This is a genomic window from Streptomyces spinosisporus (genome assembly GCF_022698145.1).
GTDB classification, from domain to species: domain Bacteria; phylum Actinomycetota; class Actinomycetes; order Streptomycetales; family Streptomycetaceae; genus Streptomyces; species Streptomyces spinosisporus.
Map to the genome: position 1 here is coordinate 785902 of NZ_JALDAX010000001.1, position 23141 is coordinate 809042.

17 protein-coding genes and 1 pseudogene are annotated in these 23141 nt (G+C 70.1%); 6 read left to right on the forward strand and 12 right to left on the reverse strand.

Going from position 1 to position 23141, the window contains the following annotated elements:
* The first annotated feature begins 51 nt into the window (after positions 1–51).
* Entirely contained in the window at positions 52–489 is a 438-nt protein-coding gene (locus MQN93_RS03355; RefSeq protein ID WP_242708203.1) for a PPOX class F420-dependent oxidoreductase, read from the forward strand.
* A gap of 75 nt (positions 490–564) precedes the next feature.
* On the opposite strand, the gene MQN93_RS03360 is transcribed toward MQN93_RS03355, so the two are convergent.
* Positions 565–2655 carry a glycoside hydrolase family 31 protein gene (locus MQN93_RS03360; protein ID WP_242708204.1) on the reverse strand — a complete coding sequence of 697 codons (2091 nt, stop codon included), beginning with the start codon at positions 2653–2655 and terminating at the stop codon, positions 565–567.
* Between the two features lie 243 nt (positions 2656–2898).
* Here MQN93_RS03360 and MQN93_RS03365 point away from each other — a divergent pair, with 243 nt between their 5' ends.
* Both MQN93_RS03365 and MQN93_RS03370 read left to right on the forward strand, forming a co-directional pair.
* Complete coding sequence (locus MQN93_RS03365; RefSeq protein WP_242708205.1) at positions 2899–3309, forward strand: VOC family protein; 411 nt, start codon at positions 2899–2901, stop codon at positions 3307–3309.
* Positions 3310–3355: 46 nt separating this feature from the next.
* Positions 3356–3697 carry a VOC family protein gene (locus MQN93_RS03370; protein ID WP_242708206.1) on the forward strand — a complete coding sequence of 114 codons (342 nt, stop codon included), beginning with the start codon at positions 3356–3358 and terminating at the stop codon, positions 3695–3697.
* Positions 3698–3707: 10 nt separating this feature from the next.
* Here the strand turns inward: MQN93_RS03370 and MQN93_RS03375 are convergent, their stop codons facing one another.
* Positions 3708–5048 carry an MFS transporter gene (locus MQN93_RS03375; RefSeq protein ID WP_242708207.1) on the reverse strand — a complete coding sequence of 447 codons (1341 nt, stop codon included), beginning with the start codon at positions 5046–5048 and terminating at the stop codon, positions 3708–3710.
* Positions 5049–5266: 218 nt separating this feature from the next.
* Positions 5267–5932 carry a TetR/AcrR family transcriptional regulator gene (locus MQN93_RS03380; protein WP_016431569.1) on the reverse strand — a complete coding sequence of 222 codons (666 nt, stop codon included), beginning with the start codon at positions 5930–5932 and terminating at the stop codon, positions 5267–5269.
* A gap of 149 nt (positions 5933–6081) precedes the next feature.
* Between MQN93_RS03380 and MQN93_RS03385 the strand changes: the two genes are divergently transcribed.
* Together MQN93_RS03385 and MQN93_RS03390 are read left to right on the forward strand one after the other, a co-directional pair.
* On the forward strand, positions 6082–6960 hold the full coding sequence (locus MQN93_RS03385; RefSeq protein ID WP_242708208.1) for a shikimate dehydrogenase: 879 nt from the start codon (positions 6082–6084) through the stop codon (positions 6958–6960).
* 117 nt (positions 6961–7077) lie between these two features.
* On the forward strand, positions 7078–9294 hold the full coding sequence (locus tag MQN93_RS03390) for a sugar phosphate isomerase/epimerase and 4-hydroxyphenylpyruvate domain-containing protein (RefSeq protein WP_242708209.1): 2217 nt from the start codon (positions 7078–7080) through the stop codon (positions 9292–9294).
* Here MQN93_RS03390 and MQN93_RS03395 read toward each other — a convergent pair.
* Genes MQN93_RS03395 through MQN93_RS03405 form a run of 3 tightly spaced genes read right to left on the reverse strand, consistent with a single transcriptional unit; the run spans position 9281 to position 15012 of the window.
* The gene (locus tag MQN93_RS03395) at positions 9281–10756 is read right to left on the reverse strand and encodes a membrane-associated oxidoreductase (protein WP_242708210.1); all 1476 of its coding nucleotides are present in this window, start codon (positions 10754–10756) and stop codon (positions 9281–9283) included. The two genes, MQN93_RS03390 and MQN93_RS03395, sit on opposite strands and share 14 nt — an antisense overlap.
* Before the next feature lie 12 nt (positions 10757–10768).
* Positions 10769–12136, reverse strand: coding sequence for a hypothetical protein (locus MQN93_RS03400; protein WP_242708211.1), 1368 nt, complete (start codon positions 12134–12136; stop codon positions 10769–10771).
* Positions 12133–15012, reverse strand: a complete 2880-nt coding sequence (locus MQN93_RS03405; RefSeq protein ID WP_242708212.1) for a peroxidase family protein — start codon at positions 15010–15012, stop codon at positions 12133–12135. Before MQN93_RS03405 ends, MQN93_RS03400 begins: the two co-directional genes overlap by 4 nt.
* Before the next feature lie 610 nt (positions 15013–15622).
* Here MQN93_RS03405 and MQN93_RS03410 point away from each other — a divergent pair.
* A pseudogene (locus tag MQN93_RS03410) lies at positions 15623–16156 on the forward strand (lipase family protein); the annotation flags it as partial.
* A 184-nt stretch (positions 16157–16340) separates the two neighbouring features.
* Here MQN93_RS03410 and MQN93_RS03415 read toward each other — a convergent pair.
* Genes MQN93_RS03415 through tal form a run of 6 tightly spaced genes read right to left on the reverse strand, consistent with a single transcriptional unit; the run spans position 16341 to position 23125 of the window.
* Positions 16341–16922 (reverse strand): histidine phosphatase family protein, encoded by a 582-nt coding sequence (locus MQN93_RS03415; RefSeq protein ID WP_242708213.1) that lies wholly within the window; start codon positions 16920–16922, stop codon positions 16341–16343.
* A gap of 7 nt (positions 16923–16929) precedes the next feature.
* Positions 16930–17808 carry a phosphogluconate dehydrogenase (NAD(+)-dependent, decarboxylating) gene (gnd, locus tag MQN93_RS03420; RefSeq protein WP_016431561.1) on the reverse strand — a complete coding sequence of 293 codons (879 nt, stop codon included), beginning with the start codon at positions 17806–17808 and terminating at the stop codon, positions 16930–16932.
* A gap of 2 nt (positions 17809–17810) precedes the next feature.
* Positions 17811–19481 carry a glucose-6-phosphate isomerase gene (pgi, locus tag MQN93_RS03425; RefSeq protein ID WP_242708214.1) on the reverse strand — a complete coding sequence of 557 codons (1671 nt, stop codon included), beginning with the start codon at positions 19479–19481 and terminating at the stop codon, positions 17811–17813.
* A gap of 1 nt (position 19482) precedes the next feature.
* Positions 19483–20409 carry a glucose-6-phosphate dehydrogenase assembly protein OpcA gene (gene opcA / locus MQN93_RS03430; RefSeq protein ID WP_016431559.1) on the reverse strand — a complete coding sequence of 309 codons (927 nt, stop codon included), beginning with the start codon at positions 20407–20409 and terminating at the stop codon, positions 19483–19485.
* On the reverse strand, positions 20406–21959 hold the full coding sequence (zwf, locus tag MQN93_RS03435) for a glucose-6-phosphate dehydrogenase (RefSeq protein WP_242708215.1): 1554 nt from the start codon (positions 21957–21959) through the stop codon (positions 20406–20408). Before zwf ends, opcA begins: the two co-directional genes overlap by 4 nt.
* Complete coding sequence (tal, locus tag MQN93_RS03440) at positions 21956–23125, reverse strand: transaldolase (RefSeq protein WP_242708216.1); 1170 nt, start codon at positions 23123–23125, stop codon at positions 21956–21958. Before tal ends, zwf begins: the two co-directional genes overlap by 4 nt.
* Between the last annotated feature and the right edge of the window lie 16 nt (positions 23126–23141).

A 23141-nucleotide genomic window follows, 5' to 3' on the forward strand; every position in this document is an offset into this window, starting at 1 on the left:
ACTCGATGGATGGCGGGAATGCGGAGATCCGTCGTGCGAGTTGATCCAGGTATGACTCAGGACGCGTTGTTCGAGCTGCTCTCCCAGGGCCACGGTGGGGTGCTGGTCACGCTCAAGCGTGATGGGCGGCCTCAGTTGTCGAACGTCAGCCATCACTTCTACCGGGAGGAGCGGATGGTGCGGATCTCGGTCACCGACGACCGGGCCAAGACGCGTAATCTGCGGCGTGATCCGCGGGCCTCCTACCACGTGTCCACGCCTGACCGCCGGGCCTACGCGGTGGCCGAGGGGACCGTCGAGCTCTCGCCCGTCGCCGAGGATCCGTACGACGAGACGGTCGAGGAGCTGATCCGGCTCTACCGTGACGTGGTGGGTGAGCATCCCGACTGGGACGACTACCGGGCCGCGATGGTGCGTGACCGGCGGCTGGTGGTGCGGCTGAAGGTGGAGCGGACGTACGGAATCCCCGAGGGTGCCAACAGGGGCTGAACCGGCCGGCGCCCTCGGCCCCGTGTGCTCCGGCCGCCCCTGAAACCGGCCGGAGCACACGGTGATCCCTCATGATTACCGCAGCGCGCGCAATGCCTCAACGGCGCCTTTGGCGTGGAGGTTCACAAACGCCGGGGTGACACCGAGCGGAGCGGCGTACGCCTTGAGGGTGGTGGGGCCCTTGATCGTCGTGTGGCGGTTGACGTCGTACCACCGGCCGGGCGGCAGATGGATGTCCCGCGTGTCCGCCGACGTCAGGTTCGGCGCCGAGAGCACCGCGGGGCCGAGCATCCACTCGTCGCCGACCGTGTAACCCGCCTTGTCCTGGGGGAAGTCGAAGAACAGCGGCCGGACGATCGGGTCACCGGTCCTCAGCGAGTTCTGCACCTGGTCCCAGATGTAGGGCGCGAGCCGCTCGTGGCGGGCGATCGCCTCGCGGTAGAGGTCGACGGTCTGCTGGTCGTAGTCCACCTTCTGGCCGGTCGTCGCGTCGATCGTGTCCACCGGGGACGTGGAGGCGTACATCAGCGGCATGTACGACGCCGTCTGCGCCCAGCGGACCAGGACCTCCTTCGTCGGCGCGGGCTGCCCGCTGGAGCCGCCGATCATGTCGGTCTCCACGAACGGGTAGCCGATCGTGGACAGGGCCAGGTTCTGCGAGACGGCCGCCCGCAGCGAGTCCCAGCCGGTGCCCTTGTCGATCTGCCGGATGACGAAGCCCGCCTGGTGCGCCGCGCTGCCCCAGTGCACGCGGATGCCGGCGCCCTGGAGGTCGTAGGAGTCGGCGAGTTCGGAGCCCAGGCGCTGGTAGTCGGTGCGGGTGTTGCCGTCGCGGCCGGTGCAGTGGTCGTCGAAGAAGCGGGTGTCGAACTTCAGGCCGTCGACGTCGTAGGTGTCCATCAGTTTCTGCAGATTGCCCTGGTACCAGGCCTTCGCCTCGGGGTTGGCCAGGTCGACGATGCCGGCGGTGCCGTTCCACCAGGTCACCGTGCAGGGCTTGGTGGGGTCGGCGGCGTCGTGCAGCAGATAGTCGTGGTCGGCCGCGTACTGGTAGTTGGCGGAGTCCAGGTTGATCCACAGGGTGACCCAGAGGCCGAAGTCGTAGCCCATGGCGTGGATCTGGTCCGACATCGCCTTCGGGTCGGGATAGGCCTTCGGGTCGAAGGTCATGTTCCCGTAGTTCGACTCCCACTTGTCGTCGAGCTGGATGGTGTGACCGTCAACTCCGTTGGCGTGCAGGTCGGTTGCGTACTCGAGGAGCTTCTCCTGGTTGACGTTGGTGTAGAACTGCGCCCAGGAGTTCCACAGCGGCTTCGCGTACTGCTCGTACGTCGCGTCGCTCTGGCGCGGCTTGCCGACGATGCCGATGTAGTCGCGGTAGACGTCGCGCGGCGTCGACTCGACGAAGACGGTCGCCTTGTACGTGCTGCCGGACTCCACCGTGAAGCGGCCCAGGCCGTCGCCGCCGCTGTTGAGGGCGACGTCCATGGTGTCGCCGGTGTCGACGTACAGCCCGGCCGAACTCTGCGTGTACCAGAAGGGATCGACCATCTGGTACGAGGCCGCGCTGAAGTCGTCCTGCTCGACCTGCCCGGCGTCCAGCGGCCAGGGCTGGTCGGTGTACGGGCCGCCCGAGGGGGTGGTCGTCTCGCCGTGGCCGTACCAGTGCCCGGCGCTGTTCAGGCCGTAGGTGAGGCCGAGTCGGGTGGCCCCCGCGCCCTTGACGTCCCAGTCGAGACGGTAGCGGTCGGCGGTGGGGGTCACGCGGGCCTCGACGGTGGTTCCGGCGAGGGTCGTGTCCGCCGTGAGGGTGAGCACGCCGTCGCGCCAGCGCCAGCCGGTCAGCGTGGTGGCGTGCTGCCAGGTGTTATCGCCGGACGTGAAGCGCAGGGCGTCCGGGCCCGTCGCGAGAACGGTGTGGCCGGATCTTCTGGTGGTCAGGGCGAGTTGGCCGGACTTCGGGACGGAGAGCGAGTAGCCGGGGGAGTCGTGCGTGGCCGGCACGTCAAGCGTGACCGCGCCCGCGGACTGCGAGACGCGCGGTCCGTGAGCGCCGGAGGCCTGGGCCGGGGAGCCGTTCGCCGTGGACGGCAGGAAGGCCACCGTCAGGGCGGCCGCGAGGAGACAGCCGGACGTGCGGGAGAACTTGCGGGAAAGGATGCGCACCACTCATGTCCTTCTGCGGGAGAGGGGGAGTCATGGGGTTGCCGTGCCGCAGTGCTGTTCATTTGTGCTCGTTCCGGCCGATGTTCTTGCTGAAAACGTCATCTGTCAACGGGGGTGGGGCGCTTCGCGGGGACCTAGGGCTCGGGGTGCAGGGCGGATGACCGATGGTCCGGGGATCATCCGCTGCCTAGGCTGCGAGGGACGAAGCCGCAGTTCAGAGTCGCCGTTTGGAGAGAGGTCACCATGCCTGTCAACGGTCGTAGCCACATCCGCGTCGCCCGCCCGTCGCGGGACCTCGCGGCGGCCGAGCGGTTCTGGGTGGAGGGGCTCGGGCTGAGCGTGGTGTGGCGGACCGAGGGCGGCACCGAACCCGGGGAGCACGAGCTGCTGATGGTCGGCTGGCCGGACGCCGGCTGGCACCTGGAACTCGTCCATGAGCCCGGCCGGCCCGTCGAGCCCCGGCCCACCGAGGAGGACCTCCTCGTCCTCTACGTCGACGGGGCGGTGCCGGAGGAACTGGTCGCCCGTCTGGAGCAGTACGGCGGCAAGCGGGTGGCCTCGCCGAATCCGTACTGGAACCGGTGGGGGGTGACCGTCGAGGACCCGGACGGCTATCGGCTGGTACTGTGCGAGCGGGGCTGGTCCAACGCGTGACCCCGCAGTGCTTGCCGCGGCCCCGGCCCGCGCATACGCTCCGCGCGTGATCAATGGGGCCCATGTCGTGATCCACAGCAATGACGCCGAGGCGGACCGGGCGTTCTTCCGGGACGTGCTCGGCTGGGAGCATGTCGACGCCGGTCACGGATGGCTGATCTTCAAGGCACCGCCCACCGAGGTGGCCTGTCATCCGGCCGACGGCGAACCGTCGCACGAACTGCTGCTGATGTGCGACGACCTCGACGCGACCACGGCCGAACTCACCGACAGGGGCGTGGAGTTCACACGTCCCCTGCAGGAGGCACGCTGGGGGCGGCTGACCGGGTTCCGGCTGCCCGGCGGGGGTGAAGTCGGCCTTTACGAGCCGCGGCATCCTCGGCCGTAACCGGCCTCCTTCAAGCCGTCACCTTCTCCGGCTGTGAGGCATGGTGGGTGGTTCGGTCGCCCAAGTGTTCAGTCGGGATCGTGTGGGTCTCGCGGGCCGAGAGGGCGGTGATCATCGGGGGGATGCAGAGGGCTGCGGTGAACAGGGCCACCGAGGACCAGTCGGTGCCGTCGGGGCCCGCGATCTGGGCGGCGAAGGTGACCGCGAAGCCTGCTACGGCGAAGCCGATCTGGGTGCCGATGGCCATGCCGGACAGGCGGACGCGGGTGGAGAACATCTCGCCGTAGAACGAGGGCCACACGCCGTTCGCGGCGCTGTAGACGACGCCGAAGGTGACGATGCCGAGGAGCAGGGTCAGCGGGTAGTTGCCGGTGGAGATCGCCCACAGGTACAGGAACATCGTGATCGCGCTGCCGACCGAGCCGATCAGGAACACGGGACGGCGCCCGATGCGGTCCGACAGCGAGGCCCACAGGGGGATCGCCGCGAGCGCCACGACGTTGGCGAGTGCGCCCACCCACAGCATCGAGGACCGGGACATGCCGACGGAGTCGCTGGTGGCGTAGGCGAGGGCCCAGACCGTGAAGATCGTGGAGACCGAGGCGATGAGCGCACCGCCGATCACCCGCAGCACGTCCGCCCAGTGCTCGCGCAGCAGCACCGCGAGCGGCAGTTTGACGACGCCCTCGGTGGCCGCCTGCCTGGCGAAGGCCGGCGTCTCCTCCAGCCTGCGGCGGATGACGTAGCCGACGACGGCGACCACGACGCTCGCCCAGAACGGGATCCGCCAGCCCCAAGACAGCAGCTGGTTCTCGGGGAGCGCGGCGATCGGGATGAAGACCAGCGTGGCGATGAGCTGGCCGCCCTGTGTGCCGCCGAGGGTGAAGCTGGTGAAGAAGCCGCGCCGGTTCGACGGCGCGTGTTCGAGCGTCATGGAGTTCGCGCTGGCCTGTTCGCCCGCGGCCGAGACGCCCTGGAGGATGCGGCACAGCACCAGCAGCACCGGCGCCAGGGAGCCGACCTGGGCGCGGGTGGGCAGACAGCCGATCAGGAAGGTCGACAGGCCCATCAGCAGCAGCGTGAAGACCATGATCTTCTTACGGCCCACCCGGTCGCCGAAGTGCCCGAGGAAGAGCGCGCCGACGGGCCGGGCCGCGTAGGCGACACCGAACGTGGCCAGCGAGAGCAGGGTCGCGGTGGCGGGGTCGGACTCGTCGAAGAAGACCTTGGGGAAGATCAGCGCGGCCGCGCTGCCGTAGATGAAGAAGTCGTAGTACTCCAGAGCGCTGCCGATCCAGGCGGCGGCTGCCGCCTTCTTCGGCTGCCCGGCGGCTTCGGCGGGGACGGACACGGCGTGCTCCTTCGAGGAAGCTCCAACGTAGGCGGAGGGAGGGGGAAGGGGAAGCGGAGAGCGGTGAGCGGTGAGCGGAAGGTGTAGAGCGAAGAGCGGGGCAGGGGGTCGTTGGAAGAGCCGGGTCCCGGCTAATTAACCCACTGGGTAGTTAGTCCCGATGGGTAGGGATGGTGCGTCGCCGTTTCCCACGTGTCAAGGGGCGCTGCCGAACGTCCTCAGTCGGCGGCGCGCTCCGCCGTCAGATACGCGATCACCATGTCGCCGAGCATGGCGCGGTAGTGCTCGCGCTGGGCCGGGTCCACCAGGTCACGGCCGAACAGGGCCCCGAAGGTGTGCCGGTTGGCGACCCGGAAGAAGCAGAACGAGCTGATCATCGCGTGCAGATCGACCGCGTCGACATCGGCCGTGAACAGGCCGGACTCCTGCCCGGTGGCCAGGATGCGGCGGATCACGTCGAGCGCGGGGGAGCCGATCTTGCCGAGCTTCTCGGAGCCGGCGATGTGCGCGGCCCCGTGGATGTTCTCGATGCTGACGAGGCGGATGAAGTCCGGGTGCTGCTCGTGGTGGTCGAAGGTCAGCTCCGCCAGCCGCCTGATCGCCGCGACCGGGTCCAGATGCTCTACGTCCAGCTCCTGCTCGGCCTCGCGGATCACGCCGTACGCCCGCTCCAGTACGGCCGTGAAGAGCTGCTCCTTGCCGCCGAAGTAGTAGTAGATCATCCGCTTCGTGGTGCGGGTGCGGGCGGCGATCTCGTCGACCCGGGCGCCGTCGTAGCCGGCCCGCGCGAACTCCTGTGTCGCCACGTCCAGGATCTCCGCCTGGGTGCGGGCGGCGTCGCGGATCCGTCCGTTGGGTCGTGCCGGTTCGTCGACGCTGGTCATCGAGTTCCTTCGGGAGTACGGCCAGTGCCGCAGATTGTAGAAGGCGGGGTGGGGGTTCCCAGCGGGAAGTGTGGCTGATATAGCTAACGTACTGGTTCGTACATTAGCGTCGGTTCCCTCGTGCACTGGCGTCAGCTCAGGAGGTCCGTGTGGCCAAGGACTCGTTTCTCGTCGGACTGATCGGCTCCGGCATCGGCCCGTCGCTCAGCCCGGCGCTGCACGAGCGGGAGGCGGACCGGCAGGGTCTGCGCTACGTGTACCGGCTCATCGACATCGACGTCCTCGGCCGGCCCCCGCAAGCGGTCGGCGACCTGGTGCGGGCCGCCCGCGACCTGGGCTTCGACGGGCTGAACATCACCCACCCCTGCAAGCAGCTCGTCATCGAGCACCTGGACGCGCTCGCCCCGCAGGCCGAGGCACTGGGTGCGGTGAACACCGTCGTCTTCGAGAACGGGCGCGCGGTCGGGCACAACACGGACGTCACCGGGTTCGCGGCGTCGTTCGCGCGTGGACTGCCGGACGCCTCGCTGGAGCGGGTGGTGCAGGTGGGGGCCGGTGGTGCGGGGGCCGCTGTCGCTCACGCGACGCTCAATCTCGGGGCGGGGGTGGTGACTGTCGTCGATGCGGTGGTGGAGCGGGCGGTGTCGCTGGTCGGCCAGTTGAACCGGCACTTCGGCCAGGGGCGTGCTGCCGCGGGTTCGTTGGACGAGCTGGCGGGGTTGGTGGCGTCCGCCGATGGGGTGGTGCATGCGACGCCCACGGGGATGGCGGCGCATCCCGGGGTGCCGTTTCCCGCGGGGCTCTTGCGGGGCGGGTTGTGGGTTGCCGAGGTGGTGTACCGGCCGTTGGAGACGGAGTTGGTGCGGGCCGCTCGGGGGTGTGGGTGTGCTGTGTTGGACGGGGGTGGGATGGCTGTGTTTCAGGCTGCTGATGCGTTTCGGTTGTTCACGGGGTGTGAGCCGGATGCTTCGCGGATGTTGGGGGATATCGGGGAGTTGGCTGGGGCGGCGGAGAGCTCGGTTCAGTAGGTCGTGGGCGGCTGCGGGTTGATTGTGGTTGATCGCGCCCACGCGGCGGTAGCCGCACATCAGATGCAGCCCCGCGCCCCTGAGGGTGTTGCAGATAGGCAGTTGGAAGGTGTTGGCATGCGTACGGCTATCGCTACCGTTTCGCTCAGTGGGACTCTCACCGAGAAGCTGACCGCTGCCTCGCGGGCCGGGTTCGACGGGGTCGAGATCTTCGAGAACGATCTGCTGGCAAGTCGGCTGGCTCCCGAGGAGGTTCGGGAGCGGTGTGCGGATCTCGGGCTGAGTATTGATCTGTATCAGCCGATGCGGGACATGGAGGCCGTGCCCGAGGAGGAGTTCTCGCGGAATCTACGGCGGGCCCGGCGCAAGTTCGAGGTGATGCGGCGGCTGGGGGCCGACACCGTTCTCGTCTGTTCCAGCGTGCATGCGGCGGCCGTCGACGACGATGAGCTCGCCGCCCGGCAGTTGAGTCAACTGGCCGATCTGGCCCAGGAGTTCGGGATTCGGGTCGCCTACGAGGCGCTCGCCTGGGGACGGCACGTCAGTACGTACGACCATGCCTGGCGGATCGTGGAGGCGGCGGACCATCCCGCGCTGGGCACGTGTCTCGACAGCTTCCACATTCTGTCCCGGGGGTCCGATCCCAAGGCCATCGCGGACATCCCGGGCGAGAAGATCTTCTTTCTGCAGCTCGCGGACGCCCCGCTGCTCGCCATGGACGTCCTGCAGTGGAGCTGGCACTACCGCTGCTTCCCCGGGCAGGGCGGGTTCGACGTCGCCGGGCTCGTACGGCATGTGCTGCGGGCGGGGTACGACGGGCCGTTGTCGCTGGAGGTGTTCAACGACGTCTTCCGGCAGGCGGAGGCCGGTCCGGCGGCCGTGGACGCGCACCGGTCGCTGCTGGTGCTCCAGGAGTCGCTGGGGTCGGTCGAACTGCCCGGCCCCGTCGTCCCCACCGGCGTGGCCTTCGCCGAACTGGTGACGCCCGATGCCGAGCCGGTCTCCGAGGTGCTCGGTGCGCTGGGCTTCGCCCGCACGGCGCGCCATCGCAGCAAGCCGGTCGATCTGTGGGAGCAGGGCGAGGCGCGCGTCCTCGTCAACACCGGACCGGCCGTCCGCCGCGAGGGCACCGGGCTCGCCGCGATCGGCCTGGAGTCACCGGACCCGGCCGGCGCCGCCCGCCGCGCCGAGGCCCTCCTGTCCCCGGTACTGCCCCGCCGCCGCGCAACGACCGACGCACCACTGGACGCAGTGGCGGCCCCCGACGGCACGGAGCTGTTCTTCTGCGCCACCGGGCGCCCTGAACTCCCGGACTGGCGGGGGGACTTCGAGGACGTTGTGCATACCGCCACGACGCCCGGCGTGCACGCCGCCTCGGGTTATGGTGCGCATCCCGCTACGGCGCCCGGTGCGCACGTCGCCACGGGGTCTGGTGTGCCTGCTGCCACAGGGCGCGGTGCGCGCGACGTCACAGGGCTCGGCACGCAAGACGCCCCAGGGCTTGGCGCGTATACCGCCACGGAACCTGGTGCCTGCGCCCCCAAGCAACCTGGTGCCCACGCCCGCACAACGCCCGGTGGGCAGGCCGCCTCGGAGCCCGACGCGCAAGACACCCCGGCGCCCGACGCGCACACCGCCACGACCCCCGGTGTGCATACCGCCACAGAGCCTGGTGCGCCCGCCGCCACGAGGCCCCGCGCGCACACCGCCCCGAAGCCCGACGCGCAAGACACCACTGCGCCTGGCGCGCAAAACACCACGGCGCCCGACGCACACACCGCCCCGACCCCCCATGTGACCCGCATCGACCACCTCGCCCTCGTCCAACCCTGGCACCAGTTCGACGAGGCCGCCCTCTTTCACCGCAGCGTTCTCGGGTTGTCCGCGCAGGAGAGTGTGGATGTTGCCGATCCGTATGGGCTGCTACGCAGCAGGGCGGTTGCCAATGGCGACGGGAGTGTGCGGATCGTGCTGTCCGTGGGGGCGGCGCCGAGGGATGACACGGTGCATGCTCAGCACATCGCCCTCGCCACGGACGACGTGGTGGCCGCGGCCCGGCGCTTCCTGGCCGCGGGCGGGCGGCTGCTGCCGATCCCCGCGAACTACTACGACGACCTGGCCGCCCGGTTCGAGTTCGCGGACGGGGAGCTGGAGACGTATCGCGAACTCGGCATCCTCTACGACCGCGACGCGCACGGGGAGTTCAGGCACTGCTACACCCGCACCGTCGGACGGGTCTTCTTCGAGCTGGTCCAGCGCGACGGCGGCCACCGCGGCTACGGCGCGCAGAACGCGCCCGTGCGGCTGGCCGCCCAGCACCTCACTGGCGGCTGACGGTCCGGGTGACGCCGGTGACGACCGTCGTGGCGAGAATCCAGCCGGTGATGATCAGCGTGTAGGAGAGGTACTGGTACCAGCCGTCCGGTGCGAACGCGCCCTCCTGGCCGAAGGAGATCACCGGCAGCAGCAGGTCGAGGGTGTAGAAGACCGGGTTGAAGTCCGGGGCCTCGGACGCCTTCAGCGCGTGGGGGTGGTGCAGCGCGTAGGCGATCGAGCCCACGGCCAGCAGCGACAGCAGCCAGACGGCGGCGCGCAGCGGGCGGAAGCCGTAACCGACGGTGGCGTCCTGGACGTAGCCCCAGATGCGGCCGTACCAGGAGCGGGTGGTGCGCAGGCGGCGCTGCTTGGCGAGTTGGACGAGGCGGGCGGCGTGGTCGTCGCCGATGCGGCGGTAGGAGGTGGCCAACTGCTCGTAGGCGTGGGGGACATAGCCGTCGCCGTCCCGTTCCAGCATGGGCAGGCGGCGGTCGGCGGGCACGTGCGGGGTGAGCGAGGTGTAGACGAGGTCGGTCAGCAGCACCTCGGTGGGCAGTACCTCCGGCTCCAGGAACAGGACCTCGATCTGGGCGCGGCGCAGGTTCAGGACCCCTTGTATGGGAGGGCTCTTGCGCAGCCAGAGCTCCCCCAGGGTGCAGCTGCTCGCTCGCAGCGCCGTGTCCCCGGGGTTCGACAGATGCGCGTGGGAGAGTTCGAGACGGCCCTCGACACGGGCGCCCCGCAGGCCGATCCAGCCGTGGCAGCGCAGGTTCCGCATGAGGACGTCACCGTGCACCGTCAGGGTCTCCGCGTCGAGGGCGGGGCCACCCGGACTGCTGAGACGTGCGTCGTTGAGCCGGATCGAGCCCGCGACCTCGGCACTGTTCAGGCGCACCTCGCCGTCCGCCTGCAGTCCGGGTGCCCACAGATCGTCGCCGATGCTCACATGGTTGAGATGGAGCGCGCCGTCCGCCGCCCCGTCCGGGCCGTCGCCGGCCGAGAACCGGGCCCCGTCCAGGAACAGCGCCCCCGAGATGTGCGCCCCGCCCAGCCGCGCCGTGCCCTCGAAGCGGCAGCCCGTGAACCGTAGGACACCGTCCACGTGCACGGTGGCCGCGAACAGCCCCGGCAGCACCGAGTCGCTCAGGTTGAGCTGCCGGAACCGGGCGCCGTACAGAAGGGGCACCTCGTCGAAGTGACAGTGACTCAGCCGCACGGCGAACTCGGTCGTCCCGTACCGCAGATCGAGTACGCCGGTGATGCGCGCCCCGGACAGCTTGAGCGCGGCTATCTCGCCCGGTTCCTGCGGCCCGTTCAGCAGCAGGGCGCGCACCACCGTTGCCCGGACCGTGCGTTCGGGCCCCCAGTGCGCGCCCTGCGCGGCGTCCTCGTCGTCCCCGGCGCGGAATTCGACCGCCGCCCCCGTCGCGAACGCCCGCCGCACCTGCTGCTCGGCCGCCGTCAGATCGTTGATCTCCACAACCCGGGAACTCTAGTGCCACAACTCCGCGTGCCGCCGGTGCGATTGCGTGAGGCCGTTCACGAAGAACCGGTCGTAGTACTCGCGTTCCACGTGGTGCGCCTGCAGCCAGACCCCGGGCACGTGGATCGCGTCCGTGTGGGCCGGGAAGCGGCGGTGGGTGCGGATGATGTACTCGCAGATGTCGCGGGCGCAGTCGATCACCCGCTCCTCGTACGCGCCGGCCTCCGCGAGATACCGCTGCCCGTAGTCCTCCTTGTAGATACGGGTGAAGACGTCCTTGTCGGTGTAGATCCCGCCGCTGCCGAACTTCGCGTCGATCACCGCGTCGACCGCGTCCGACATGGACTTGTGCGCGGGTGGACAGGCGGCGGCGATGAGGGGTTCGCCCTCCTTGGAGGTGAGCCCGACCGGGTGGGAGCGCAGGCTCGCGTACCTGGGCAGTGGGACGTGCCAGCGCCAGATGTCCGCGACCCGCCAACGCGGGGTGACGAAGGTGAAGCCGAGCATCCTGCCGTACGTCCGCGAGAACTTCGGGTCGCCCAGGGCGATCTGCGGGTTGACCGACGCGTGGATCCAGGCGCCGAGCCCCATGGCCTCCGCCGTCAGCATCAGGTTCTGCAGCAGCAGATCCGCCTCGATCTGGGTGCGCATCGGGCCGAGGGCGCCGAGGGGCAGCTTCAGATCGCCGTTCAGAAAGCCGCTGTCGACCCACTTCTTCACGCCCGCCGGCCGGTAGAAGTTGCGGTCGTCCACCAGGGTCGGGCGGGCTCCGTCCGGCTGGGTCAGCAGATACATCAGGGCGTTGATGTACTGGTGCGACAGATCCACCACCGGGAAGAACACCGTCGTGCCGGGGAGGTTGGACAGGAAGCGGTTCGAGTCGAGGTAGGCCGGGAAGTCCCGCTGGTTCCGCGGTACGTCGAGCCGGTCGTCGAGGACCTTCACCTTGGAGCGGGCCGCCCGTGCCACCAACGTCTCGGCGTCGAAGGGGTCCTGGGGAGCGGGCGGCAGCTTGCGCAGAAAGTAGGTCCCCGCGTCGTTGATCATGAAGAAGTGGGTGCCCTGTGCGTTGTCCGGGCTGCCCGCCGTGCGGCCCGCCATGGTGAGGTTGGGCTTGGCCATGATGGGGGTGCCGTCGCGCGGATCCTCGAAGGGGCGGTCCGGCATGGTCAGGCCGGTGCAGCCGGTGATCGCGATCAGCAGCGCCTCCTCCAGTTCCGACAGCGGCTGCGGGGTGTGCGTGGAGCGGTGGCTCATCGACCCGGCGGGCACGGAGGCCCCCTGGCTGACCCGGTGGGTGCGCCGGTGCCAGACCGTGTCCAGCAGGGGCCGGCCGAGCAGGTCGGCCAGCCCCGGGTGTGCGTCGGCGCCGTTCATTCACTGCCTCCGTCGACGCCCTCGTCGCCCGTCGGGCGCACGGTCCGCCACGGCGCGAACGCGCTCGCCCCGCGCGGCAGCAGCGCCGCCAGCTCCGGGCAGTGCCGTGTGATCACGGAGTTCATGCCGCCCCGCTCCACCCAGTCGAGGCCCAGCGGCGTGTACACCTCGGGCCGGTAGTCGACGTTGAGGAACCGGTCGGACTGCAGACGCCGGCTCGCCATCAGGATGAAGACGCGGAACGCCGTGTCGCTGAAGCCGAACCCGGTGGGCGGGTTCTCCCCGAACAGGCCGACGACGGTGTCGATCTCGTCGACCGAGCGGTAGACGTCCTTGAGCCGGGCCAGCGTCTCCGCGTTCTCGGTCAGCTCCTCGAAGGAGCGGATGCGCTGCTTGTGCAGGCCCTCGCGGAAGTCGTTGTAGCGCGGCACACCGCGCCGCCGGGTCCGTACGAGGTCCACCACCGACAGATCGATGACCTCCCCGTCCCGCTCGAAGTGCTGCAGTGCGCGCGGGTAGTTGTGCAGGGTGATCGCGCCGGGGTGGGCGACGCCGAACGAGTACAGGGTGTTCGCCAGACCCGTCTTGCGGATCTGCGTCTCCGCGGCCCCGCCCTGGATGTCGACGAAGCCCACCGTCTCCAGGCGCTGCCCGAAGTGGTGCTCGCGCAGCTCGAAGTCGTCCGGGATCAGCGGGTGCATGCGGTAGACGGTGACGAAGTCCTCGGTCAGCGAGTACGGCGCCGCGTGGTGGTCCGGCAGGGTCTTCGGGATGCCCTTCAAGGAGTGCGACTCGAACAGCCACAGGCCCAGCTGGTTGAGCCAACTGCGCGGCGGACCCTGCCAGTTGGTCTTCAGGGCGATGTCGATCGCCTCGGTGGCGAGGATCGCCGGGGTCCACTCCACCGTGTGGATCTTCGCGATCAGCGCCGAGACGACGAGCCGGGCGGTCTGGTAGATCCGCTCCTCGCCCATCGAGGGGTACTCGGCGCGCAGCGCCGCGCACACCGCGTTGTGCTCACGGGCGAACAGCGTGTGCATGGCGCTCAGGCCCATCCACCAGTTGTCGTTGAAGCCGGTGAGCGGCACGCTGCCGTTGCCGCCGGCGGGCAGATGGCCGTCCTCCAGGCGGAGTTCGGCACGCCCCTCCGGCTCGCGCAGGAAGCGGGCGGTCCGCTCGTCCTCGCCGTACACCTCGGAACCGTCCCACCAGTGCGAGGCGGTGTTGCCGAACAGGATCGGCGGGCGGCCCGGCACCTCGATGCCCTCGTTCTCGGCGAACCGCATCACGTTCTCCTCGGGCCCGCCGGGAGTGTTGTGCCACGGCCCGCTGCCGGGCGGCATCGGCACCTCGACGCTGCGCTCGCCGGGCTTGAGGCGCCGGTGGTTGACCCAGTCGTGCACCTGGAACTGGATCCAGGCCGCGGCCAGCACATTGAGCGAGGTCGCGGGCACGAAGTTCTCGCGGTACAGCAACTGGCGGCTGACCGTGACCGGGTTGGGCGTGTCGAAGAGGTCGGGCCGGTAGTCCGGCTTGAGGTTGCGGCCGAAGGTGGCGCCCACCGAACCCATCCTGGGCGCCGACAGATCGTTGTACGTCCCGTCGTAGGACCGCTCGCCACGCAGCCGCTCGGGGATCGGTGCCGGCACTCGCTGGGCCTTCGGCGGCGCCTCGCGCGGCTCGGTGTCGATGAGGTTGAGCCTGCGCAGCACCCTGCGCAGGAACACCAGGTTCAGCAGGCTCAGCTGCAACGGCAGCCGGTGCCAGGGGACATACCGGTTCAGCAGGGCGAAGCCGGCCTCCATCGGGCGGGCGAGGACCCGGTTGCGCAGCGGCTCCTCGGTGACGAACCTCAGCCCGAGCCGGTGCGCGCTCGCCGCCTGGTACGCGGCCTTGCGGGCCCGGTTGATGTTGCCGAGCGGACGGAAGTCGTCCGTCGTGTACCAGGGGTTGAAGGCGAGGTCCTCGATCCGGCGCGCGGCCGCGCGGGCCTCGGCGGTGGTCAGGTCCTGGGCGGGAAGGGTGAGCCGGGCGACGGCGACCGCGGGCGCCACCGCGTCCTTCCACTCCACGGAGGCGTCCTCGACGGGAGTGCGCCGCTCGTCGACGAACCGCTGCACGCACAGGTCGTAGCTGACGTCCGCCTGCGCCAGCCGGCGCGTGAACTCGCGCTTCAGGGCGTCCGCGTCACGGCGGTCCGGGGCCGGAGCCGACGGGGTGCCGGGCGCGGGACGGAACAGGAACCGCACCGGTCCCGCCTCGCCCCACAGGATGGCGCCGCGGCTCCAGAAGGTCTCGTTGGCCAAGGAGTTGACGGTGTGCCGGGTGGCCGCCTGCACATTGCGGCGCATCCGGTTCGCGGTGCCGAGGCCTACGGCCAGCGGCAGCCTCACCAGCAGCCCGAACGCCTTCTGTGCCGGGGTGCGGGCCCCCGCCATGGCCTTGGCGAAGGCCACGAACTCCCGTGCGTCACGGGCGTGCGAGACGGGGTAGCCGGTCGCCAGCAGGTCGTGGCTCTCCTCCTGCGAGACCTGCACCCGCACGGCCGCCCCGCGCAGGTCGGGCGAGCCGTCGCCCTGCCGGATCCCGGAGGCGTTGGACAGCCGTACCAGCGCCGGATACTCGGCGCCCGGCTGCGCGAAGCCGGTGCGCAGCGCCGCGGGGAGGTCGTCGTGGAAGCGCAGCCGGGCGTTCTCCACGGCCACCGGCGCCTTGGCATGGAAGGTCCGGGCGATCCCGCCGCCCCCGGCCCGGGCGTTCTTGACCTGCACCTTCATCAACTCGGCGGCCAGCCGCTCGAAGACCAGCCGCTCCGCTTCGGGACTGCCGCCTTCGTACCGTTCGTACTGCGGTTGTTGCTGCCCGGTCTCGGCCATGGGTCAATTCCTCACGTACGGCTACGTACGGGACAGGGCCCTGCACGCTACCGGCGGCTCCGGGCGCCCGACAGCGGTGGTTCGCGCCGATGTGCGCCATCTTGCGCACCATGCGAACACGACCCCGCAGGGCGGCATGTGGGCCGGTCAGCCGGGCGGGCGGGCGAGCCGTGACGTCCCGTGTCCGTACCGTGCGCGCCGGTGCTCCCCAGCAACCCCATCCGGCGCCCCCGCCATGGCCGGGGAACGACTCCCGCTCGGTTGACGGCGCACAGGGCCGGTGGTGTGCTCACGACTCGCCGAAACCCGGGGGAGGTCCCAGATGCGGGACACATTCGTCAAAGGGCCCGGCTACACCGCGCTGCGCCCGTGCAAACCGACAACCGATCCGAGCAGTTTCCCGGTCTACCCCGACCTGGTGGAACGGCTCGTCGAGGACAAACAGCAGCCCGACCGGGACGGCATCGTGCCGCACGTCCTGGCGACCTGCGCCGCCTACGCGTACGCCGGGTTCGAGCAGCGCAGCGACCCGGAGACCCTCTCCATGATCATGACGCGGCTCGGCCTGGAGGAGAACGAGTGCCGGGTCTTCGAGCAGCGCGTAAACGCCATGTACATCGCCTCCGCCGCCTATCTGATCCAGGACAAGGACCGCAGGGTCGCGATCCTGTGCTACCGCGGCACCCAGCCCGAGGACATCATCAGCATCCTCACCGACGCCGACGTACGGCCGGAAATGCTGGCCGTCGAACTGGAGGGCAGGCGGTACGAGGTCCACGCCGGCTTCTACCGCAACGTCCGCGCCACCCGCCATCTGATCGTCGAGGCCCTGGAACGCGCCGTGCGCGGCCACTCCCTGGACCCGACGGAGCAGGGCACGCGCGGCGGCGGCCTGGAGGCGCTGTACATCACCGGGCACAGCCTCGGCGCGGCCATGGCCGCGATCATGGCGATCACGCTGGTGCACGAGCCGCGCTACCGGCACATCGCCGAACGCCTCAAGGGCGTCTACACCTTCGGCCAGCCCATGGTCGGCGGCCCCGACCTGGCCCGCGCCTGCGAGGAGACCCCCGGCCCGCTCGACACGCATCTGCTGCGCGACCGGCTGATCCGCTACATCTTCGACCGGGACATCGTCCCCGCCCTGCCGCCGCGGCCCGTCGGCCCCTACGCCCCCTTCGGCCGGGAGTTCCACTACCGCAGGCGGCACGGGTCCCTCGACGCGGCGCTCGGCTTCGCCGCCGACTCGGCGATTCAGGCGCTGACCCTGCCGGGCGACGTCCTGCGCACGCTCGGCGACCGCGACTGGGGCGGCCTGCTGCTGCGGGTCACCGAAGGGGTACGGCGCTCCGCGCGGCCCCTGCTGCGCGCCGGTGACGGCGGCAGCTGGCCGTGGCCAGCTGGAAGAGCCGGCCGTCCGACGCGGGCAGGCCGAGGTACCGGGCCGTCAGCACCCGCAGGAAGTGGCCGTGCGCCACCAGGATCACGTCGCCGTCGGGCAGGACCCCGGCCACGCGGGACAGCACGCGGTCGGCGCGCCGGCCGATCTCGTCCGGCGACTCGCCCGGGTGCCCGTCGGGACCGGGCGGCACCCCGTCGGTCCACAGGTCCCAGCCGGGGCGGCTGCGGTGGATCTCGACGGAGGTGATGCCCTCGTAGCCGCCGTAGTCCCATTCATGCAGATCGGGGTCGGCGGTGGTGCCCGCCAGGCCCGCGAGTTCGGCGGTGCGTACGGCGCGGCCGAGCGGGCTGGTCAGGGCGAGTGCGTAGGTCCGCTGCGAGAGGAGGGGAGCGAGCGACTTGGCCTGCTGCTCACCGCGCTCGGTCAGGGGCAGGTCGGTGAAGCTGGTGTGCTGTCCCGACACGCTCCACTCCGTCTCGCCGTGGCGGACCAGGAGAAGGTCCCCCACGGTGTGCCTACTTCTTCGACTCGACGGCGTGCCCGCCGAACTGGTTGCGCAGTGCCGCGATCATCTTCATCTGCGGGGAGTCGTCCTGCCGGGAGGAGAACCGCGCGAAGAGGGAGGCGGTGATCGTGGGCAGCGGGACGGCGTTGTCGATGGCCGCCTCGACCGTCCAGCGGCCCTCGCCGGAGTCCTGTGCGAAGCCCTTCAGCTTGTCCAGGTGCTCGTCCTCGTCCAGGGCGTTGACCGCGAGGTCCAGCAGCCAGGAGCGGATGACCGTGCCGTCCTGCCAGGAGCGGAAGACCTCGCGGACGCTGTCCACCGAGTCGATCTTCTCCAGCAGCTCCCAGCCCTCGGCGTAGGCCTGCATCATGGCGTACTCGATGCCGTTGTGGACCATCTTGGAGAAGTGCCCGGCGCCGACCTTGCCCGCGTGGACATAGCCGTACGGGCCCTCCGGCTTGAGCGCCTCGAAGATCGGCTGGAGCCGCTCGACGTGCTGCTTGTCGCCGCCGACCATGAGCGCGTAGCCGTTCTGCAGACCCCACACACCGCCGGAGACACCGGCGTCGACGAAGCCGATGTCCTTGGCGCCCAGCTCCGAGGCGTGCTTCTCGTCGTCCGTCCAGCGGGAGTTGCCGCCGTCGACGACCGTGTCGCCGGGGGACAGCAGGGTGCCAAGCTCGTCGACGACCGACTGGGTGGCGGCGCCCGCCGGCACCATCACCCAGACCACGCGCGGGGCTTCGAGCTTGTCGACCAGGTCGGCCAGGCTCTCCGCGTCGGAGAGGTCGGGGTTGCGGTCGTAGCCGATGACGGTGTGGCCGGCGCGGCGGATCCGCTCGCGCATGTTGCCGCCCATCTTGCCGAGCCCGATGAGTCCGATCTGCATGGTCAGTTCACTTCCTTGAGCTCGCGGTACGCGGCCACGAGAGCGCTGGTGGAGGGGTCGAGACCGGGGACGTCGGCGCCCTCGGTCAGGGCGGGTTCGACGCGCTTGGCGAGCACCTTGCCGAGCTCGACGCCCCACTGGTCGAAGGAGTCGATGTTCCAGACGGCGCCCTGGACGAACACCTTGTGCTCGTAGAGGGCGATCAGCTGGCCGAGGACCGACGGGGTCAGCTCGCGCGCCAGGATCGTCGTCGTCGGGTGGTTGCCCAGGAAGGTGCGGTGCGGCACCTGCTCCTCGGGGACGCCCTCCGCGCGCACCTCCTCGGCGGTCTTGCCGAAGGCGAGCGCCTGGCCCTGGGCGAACAGGTTCGCCATCAACAGGTCGTGCTGCGCCTTGAGTTCACCGCTCAGCTCGTCCGCCGGACGGGCGAAGCCGATCAGGTCGGCGGGGATCAGCCGGGTGCCCTGGTGGATCAGCTGGTAGTAGGCGTGCTGGCCGTTGGTGCCGGGCGTGCCCCACACCACCGGGCCGGTCTCCCAGCCCACGGCCTGGCCGTCGCGGTCGACCGACTTGCCGTTGGACTCCATGTCCAGCTGCTGCAGATAGGCGGTGAACTTCGACAGATAGTGGCTGTACGGCAGCACGGCATGCGTCTCGGCGCCGAGGAAGTTGCCGTACCAGATGCCCAACAGGCCCAGGATCAGCGGGGCGTTGGCCTCGGCGGGCGCGTTCTTGAAGTGCTCGTCGACGATGCGGAACCCGTCGAGCATCTCGCGGAAGCGGTCCGGGCCGATGGCGATCATCAGGGACAGGCCGATCGCCGAGTCGTAGGAGTAGCGGCCGCCGACCCAGTCCCAGAACTCGAACATGTTGTCCGGGTCGATACCGAACTCGGCGACCTTCCCGGCGTTCGTCGACAGCGCCACGAAGTGCTTGGCGACCGCCTTCTCCTCGCCGAGCCCGCCGGGGCCGTTCAGCAGCCAGGAGCGGGCCGAGGTGGCGTTGGTGATGGTCTCGATCGTGGTGAAGGTCTTGGAGGCGACGATGAACAGCGTCTCGGCCGGGTCCAGGTCGCGGACCGCCTCGTGCAGATCGGCGCCGTCGACGTTGGAGACGAAGCGGAACGTCAACTCCCGTGCCGTGAAGGTGCGCAGGGCCTCGTACGCCATCGCGGGGCCGAGGTCGGAGCCGCCGATGCCGATGTTGACGACGTTCTTGATGCGCTTGCCGGTGTGCCCAGTCCACGCGCCGGAGCGGACCCGGTCGGCGAAGCCGGCCATCTTGTCGAGCACGGCGTGCACACCCGGCACGACGTTCTCCCCGTCGACCTCGATCACCGCGTCCCGGGGGGCGCGCAGCGCGGTGTGCAGCACGGCGCGGTCCTCGGTGACGTTGATCTTCTCGCCGCGGAACATGGCGTCGCGCAGGGCGAACACATCGGTGGCGGCGGCCAGTTCCTGCAGCAGGGCGAGGGTCTCGTCGTTGATCAGATGCTTGGAGTAGTCGATGCGCAGATCGCCGACGCGCACCACATACCGCTCGGCGCGCGAGGGGTCCGCCTCGAACAGCTCACGCAGCCGCGGGCGTTGCAGCGCCTCCTGGCGGTGGTTCTGCAGGGCCGTCCACTGGGGGCGCCGGGTGAGCCGGGGGGAGTCGGCCGAAGAGTCGGGCATGTCAGACGGTCTCCTTGGTGGCCTCGCCGCGCAGGGCGACGGCGTACATCTCGTCGGCGTCGAGGCGGCGGAGCTCCTCGGCGATGAGTTCGGACATGGTGCGCACCTTCAGCGCGAGGGTGCGCGAGGGCTGGTCCGGGAGGGTCAGCGTGGCCAGCGGGCCCTCGGGCCGGTCGATGACGATCTCGCCCTGCTCGGTGCCCAGGCGGACGGCGGTCACCACCGGGCCTGCCGTGACGACACGGTCGATCCGCACGTTCAGCCGGGCCTCCAGCCAGCGCGCCAGCAGCTCGGCGGCCGGGTTCTCGGCCTCGGCCTCCACGGCCCCCGACACGATCCTCGTCCGGGCCTGGTCCAGGGCCGCTGCCAGCATCGAGCGCCACGGCGTCAGCCGGGTCCAGGCGAGGTCGGTGTCACCGGGGGCGTAGGAACGGGCCCGCTGCTCCAAGGACTCCAGCGGGTTCGCGACGGCGTAGAGATCGGTGATCCTGCGTTGCGCGAGGGCGCCGAGCGGGTCCTTGGCGGGCACGTCGGGGGCGTCCACCGGCCACCACACGACGACCGGCGCGTCCGGCAGCAGCAGCGGCAGCACCACCGAGTCGGCGTGGTCGGACACCTCGCCGTAGGTGCGCAGCACGACCGTCTCGCCGGTGCCCGCGTCGGAGCCGACGCGCACCTCGGCGTCCAGTTTGGAGGCGACGCGGTCGCGCGGGGTGCGGGCCTGGCGCCGGATGACGACCAGGGTGCGCGAGGGATGCTCGTGCGAGGCCTCCTCCGCGGCCTTGATCGCGTCGTAGGCGTTCTCCTCGTCCGTGACGATCACCATCGTCAGGACCATGCCCACGGCGGGGGTGCCGAGCGCCCGGCGCCCCTGCACCAGCGCCTTGTTGATCTTGCTTGCCGTGGTGTCGGTCAGGTCGATCTTCATGGCCTGCGCCAGCTCCGTCCGTCTCGTGCGAGCATCTCGTCGGCTTCCTCGGGTCCCCAGGAACCCGATGCGTACTGCGCGGGCCTGCCGTGGTCCGCCCAGTACCTCTCGATCGGGTCGAGGATCTTCCAGGACTCTTCCACTTCCTGGTGACGGGGGAACAGGTTGGCGTCACCGAGCAGCACGTCCAGGATGAGCCGTTCGTAGGCCTCCGGGGACGACTCGGTGAAGGACTCGCCGTAGGCGAAGTCCATCGTGACGTCCCGGATCTCCATCGAGGTGCCCGGCACCTTCGAGCCGAAGCGGACCGTCATGCCCTCGTCCGGCTGGACACGGATGACGATCGCGTTCTCGCCGAGCTCCTCGGTGGCGGTGGAGTCGAAGGGGGAGTGCGGCGCCCGCTTGAAGACGACCGCGATCTCGGTGACCCGGCGGCCGAGCCGCTTGCCCGTGCGCAGGTAGAAAGGGATGCCCGCCCAGCGGCGGTTGTCGATCTGCAGCTTGATGGCCGCGTAGGTGTCGGTCTTCGACTCGGGGTCGATGCCCTCCTCCTGGAGGTAACCGGCCACCTTCGCACCGCCCTGCCAGCCCTTGGCGTACTGCGCGAGCACCGTGTGCGCGCCCAGGTCCTCGGGCAGCCGCACCGACTTGAGCACCTTCAGCTTCTCGGTGAGCAGCGCCTCCGGGTCGAACGCGATGGGCTCCTCCATCGCGGTGAGCGCCATCAGCTGCAGCAGGTGGTTCTGGATGACGTCACGGGCGGCCCCGATGCCGTCGTAGTAGCCCGCACGGCCGCCGATGCCGATGTCCTCGGCCATCGTGATCTGCACGTGGTCGACGTAGGAGCGGTTCCAGATGGGCTCGTACATCTGGTTCGCGAAGCGCAGCGCCAGGATGTTCTGGACGGTCTCCTTGCCCAGGTAGTGGTCGATGCGGAAGACCTCTTCCGGCTCGAACACGTCGTGCAGAAGCGTGTTCAGCTTGCGGGCGCTCGCCAGGTCGTGCCCGAACGGCTTCTCGATGACCGCGCGCCGCCAGGCGTCCCCCGGCGCCTTCGCCAGACCGTGCTTCTTCAGCTGCTGGACGACCTTGGGGAAGAACTTCGGCGGTACGGAGAGATAGAAGGCGTAGTTGCCGTTGGTGCCGCGGGCCTTGTCGAGCTCGTCGACGGTGCTGCGCAGCTGGTCGAACGCCGCGTCGTCGTCGAAGTCGCCCGGGATGAACCGCATGCCCTCGGCGAGCTGCTGCCAGACCTCCTCCCGGAACTCGGTCCGGGCGTGCTCGCGCACGGCGTCGTGGACCACCTGCGCGAAGTCCTGGTCCTCCCAGTCCCGGCGGGCGAAGCCGACGAGCGAGAAGCCCGGCGGCAGCAGCCCGCGGTTGGCGAGGTCGTACACGGCCGGCATCAGCTTCTTGCGGGACAGGTCCCCGGTGACGCCGAAGATGACGAGACCGGAGGGACCCGCGATACGGGGCAGCCGGCGGTCCTGCTCGTCGCGCAGCGGGTTGGTCCACTCGAGATCCGGCTCGGCCACGGCTTGCTCGGTCATTCTGTCTCGACCCCCTTGCTGTCCAGGGACTTCGTCACGGCGTTCAGCAGGTCCTGCCACGCCGACTCGAACTTGGCCACGCCCTCGTCCTCCAGCTGCTGCACGACCTCGTCGTAGGAGATCCCGAGCGCCTCCACGGCGGCCAGGTCCGCGCGGGCCTCGCCGTAGCCGCCGGTCACCGTGTCGCCGGTGATCCGGCCGTGGTCGGCGGTGGCGTTCAGCGTGCCCTCCGGCATCGTGTTGACGGTGCCGGGGGCGACCAGCTCGTCGACGTACAGCGTGTCCTTGTACGCCGGGTCCTTCACACCGGTGGAGGCCCACAGCGGGCGCTGCCGGTTGGCCTGCACGGCGGCCAGAGCGGTCCAGCGGTCCGAGGACCGGGTCGAGCCGTCGGCGGAGCCGAACACCTCCTCATAAGCCTCGTACGCGAGCCGCGCGTTCGCCAGCGCGGCCCTGCCCTTGAGCGCGAGCGCCTCGTCGGTGCCGAGCACGGTGAGCCGCTTGTCGATCTCGGAGTCGACGCGGGAGACGAAGAAGGAGGCCACGGAGTGGATGACGGAGAGGTCCAGGCCCTTCGCGGCGGCCTTCTCCAGCCCGGCCAGGTAGGCGTCCATGACCTCGCGGTAGCGCTCCAGCGAGAAGATCAGCGTGACATTGACGCTGATGCCGAGGCCGATGACCTCGGTGATCGCCGGGAGGCCGGCCTTCGTCGCCGGGATCTTGATCATGACGTTGGGGCGGTCGACCAGCCAGGCGAGCTGCTTGGCCTCGGCGACGGTGGCCACCGTGTGGTGCGCGAGCCGCGGGTCGACCTCGATGGAGACCCGGCCGTCACGGCCGCCGGTGGCGTCGTACACGGGCCGCAGGATGTCGGCGGCGGCGCGTACGTCGGCGGTGGTCGCCATCCGTACGGCCTCGTCGACCGTGACGCCCCGCACCGCCAGATCGGCGAGCTGCTCCTCGTAGCCCTCACCCGAGCCGATGGCGGCCTGGAAGATGGAGGGGTTGGTGGTCACGCCCACCACATTGCCGTGCTCGACGAGCTCGGCGAGGTTGCCGGACTCGATCCGGCTGCGCGACAGGTCGTCCAGCCAGATGGAGACACCCTGGTCGGACAGTCGCTGCAGTGCTCCCGCGGTCGCGGTCGCTTCGGTCACTTTGATCATCTTCTTTCTGGCGATC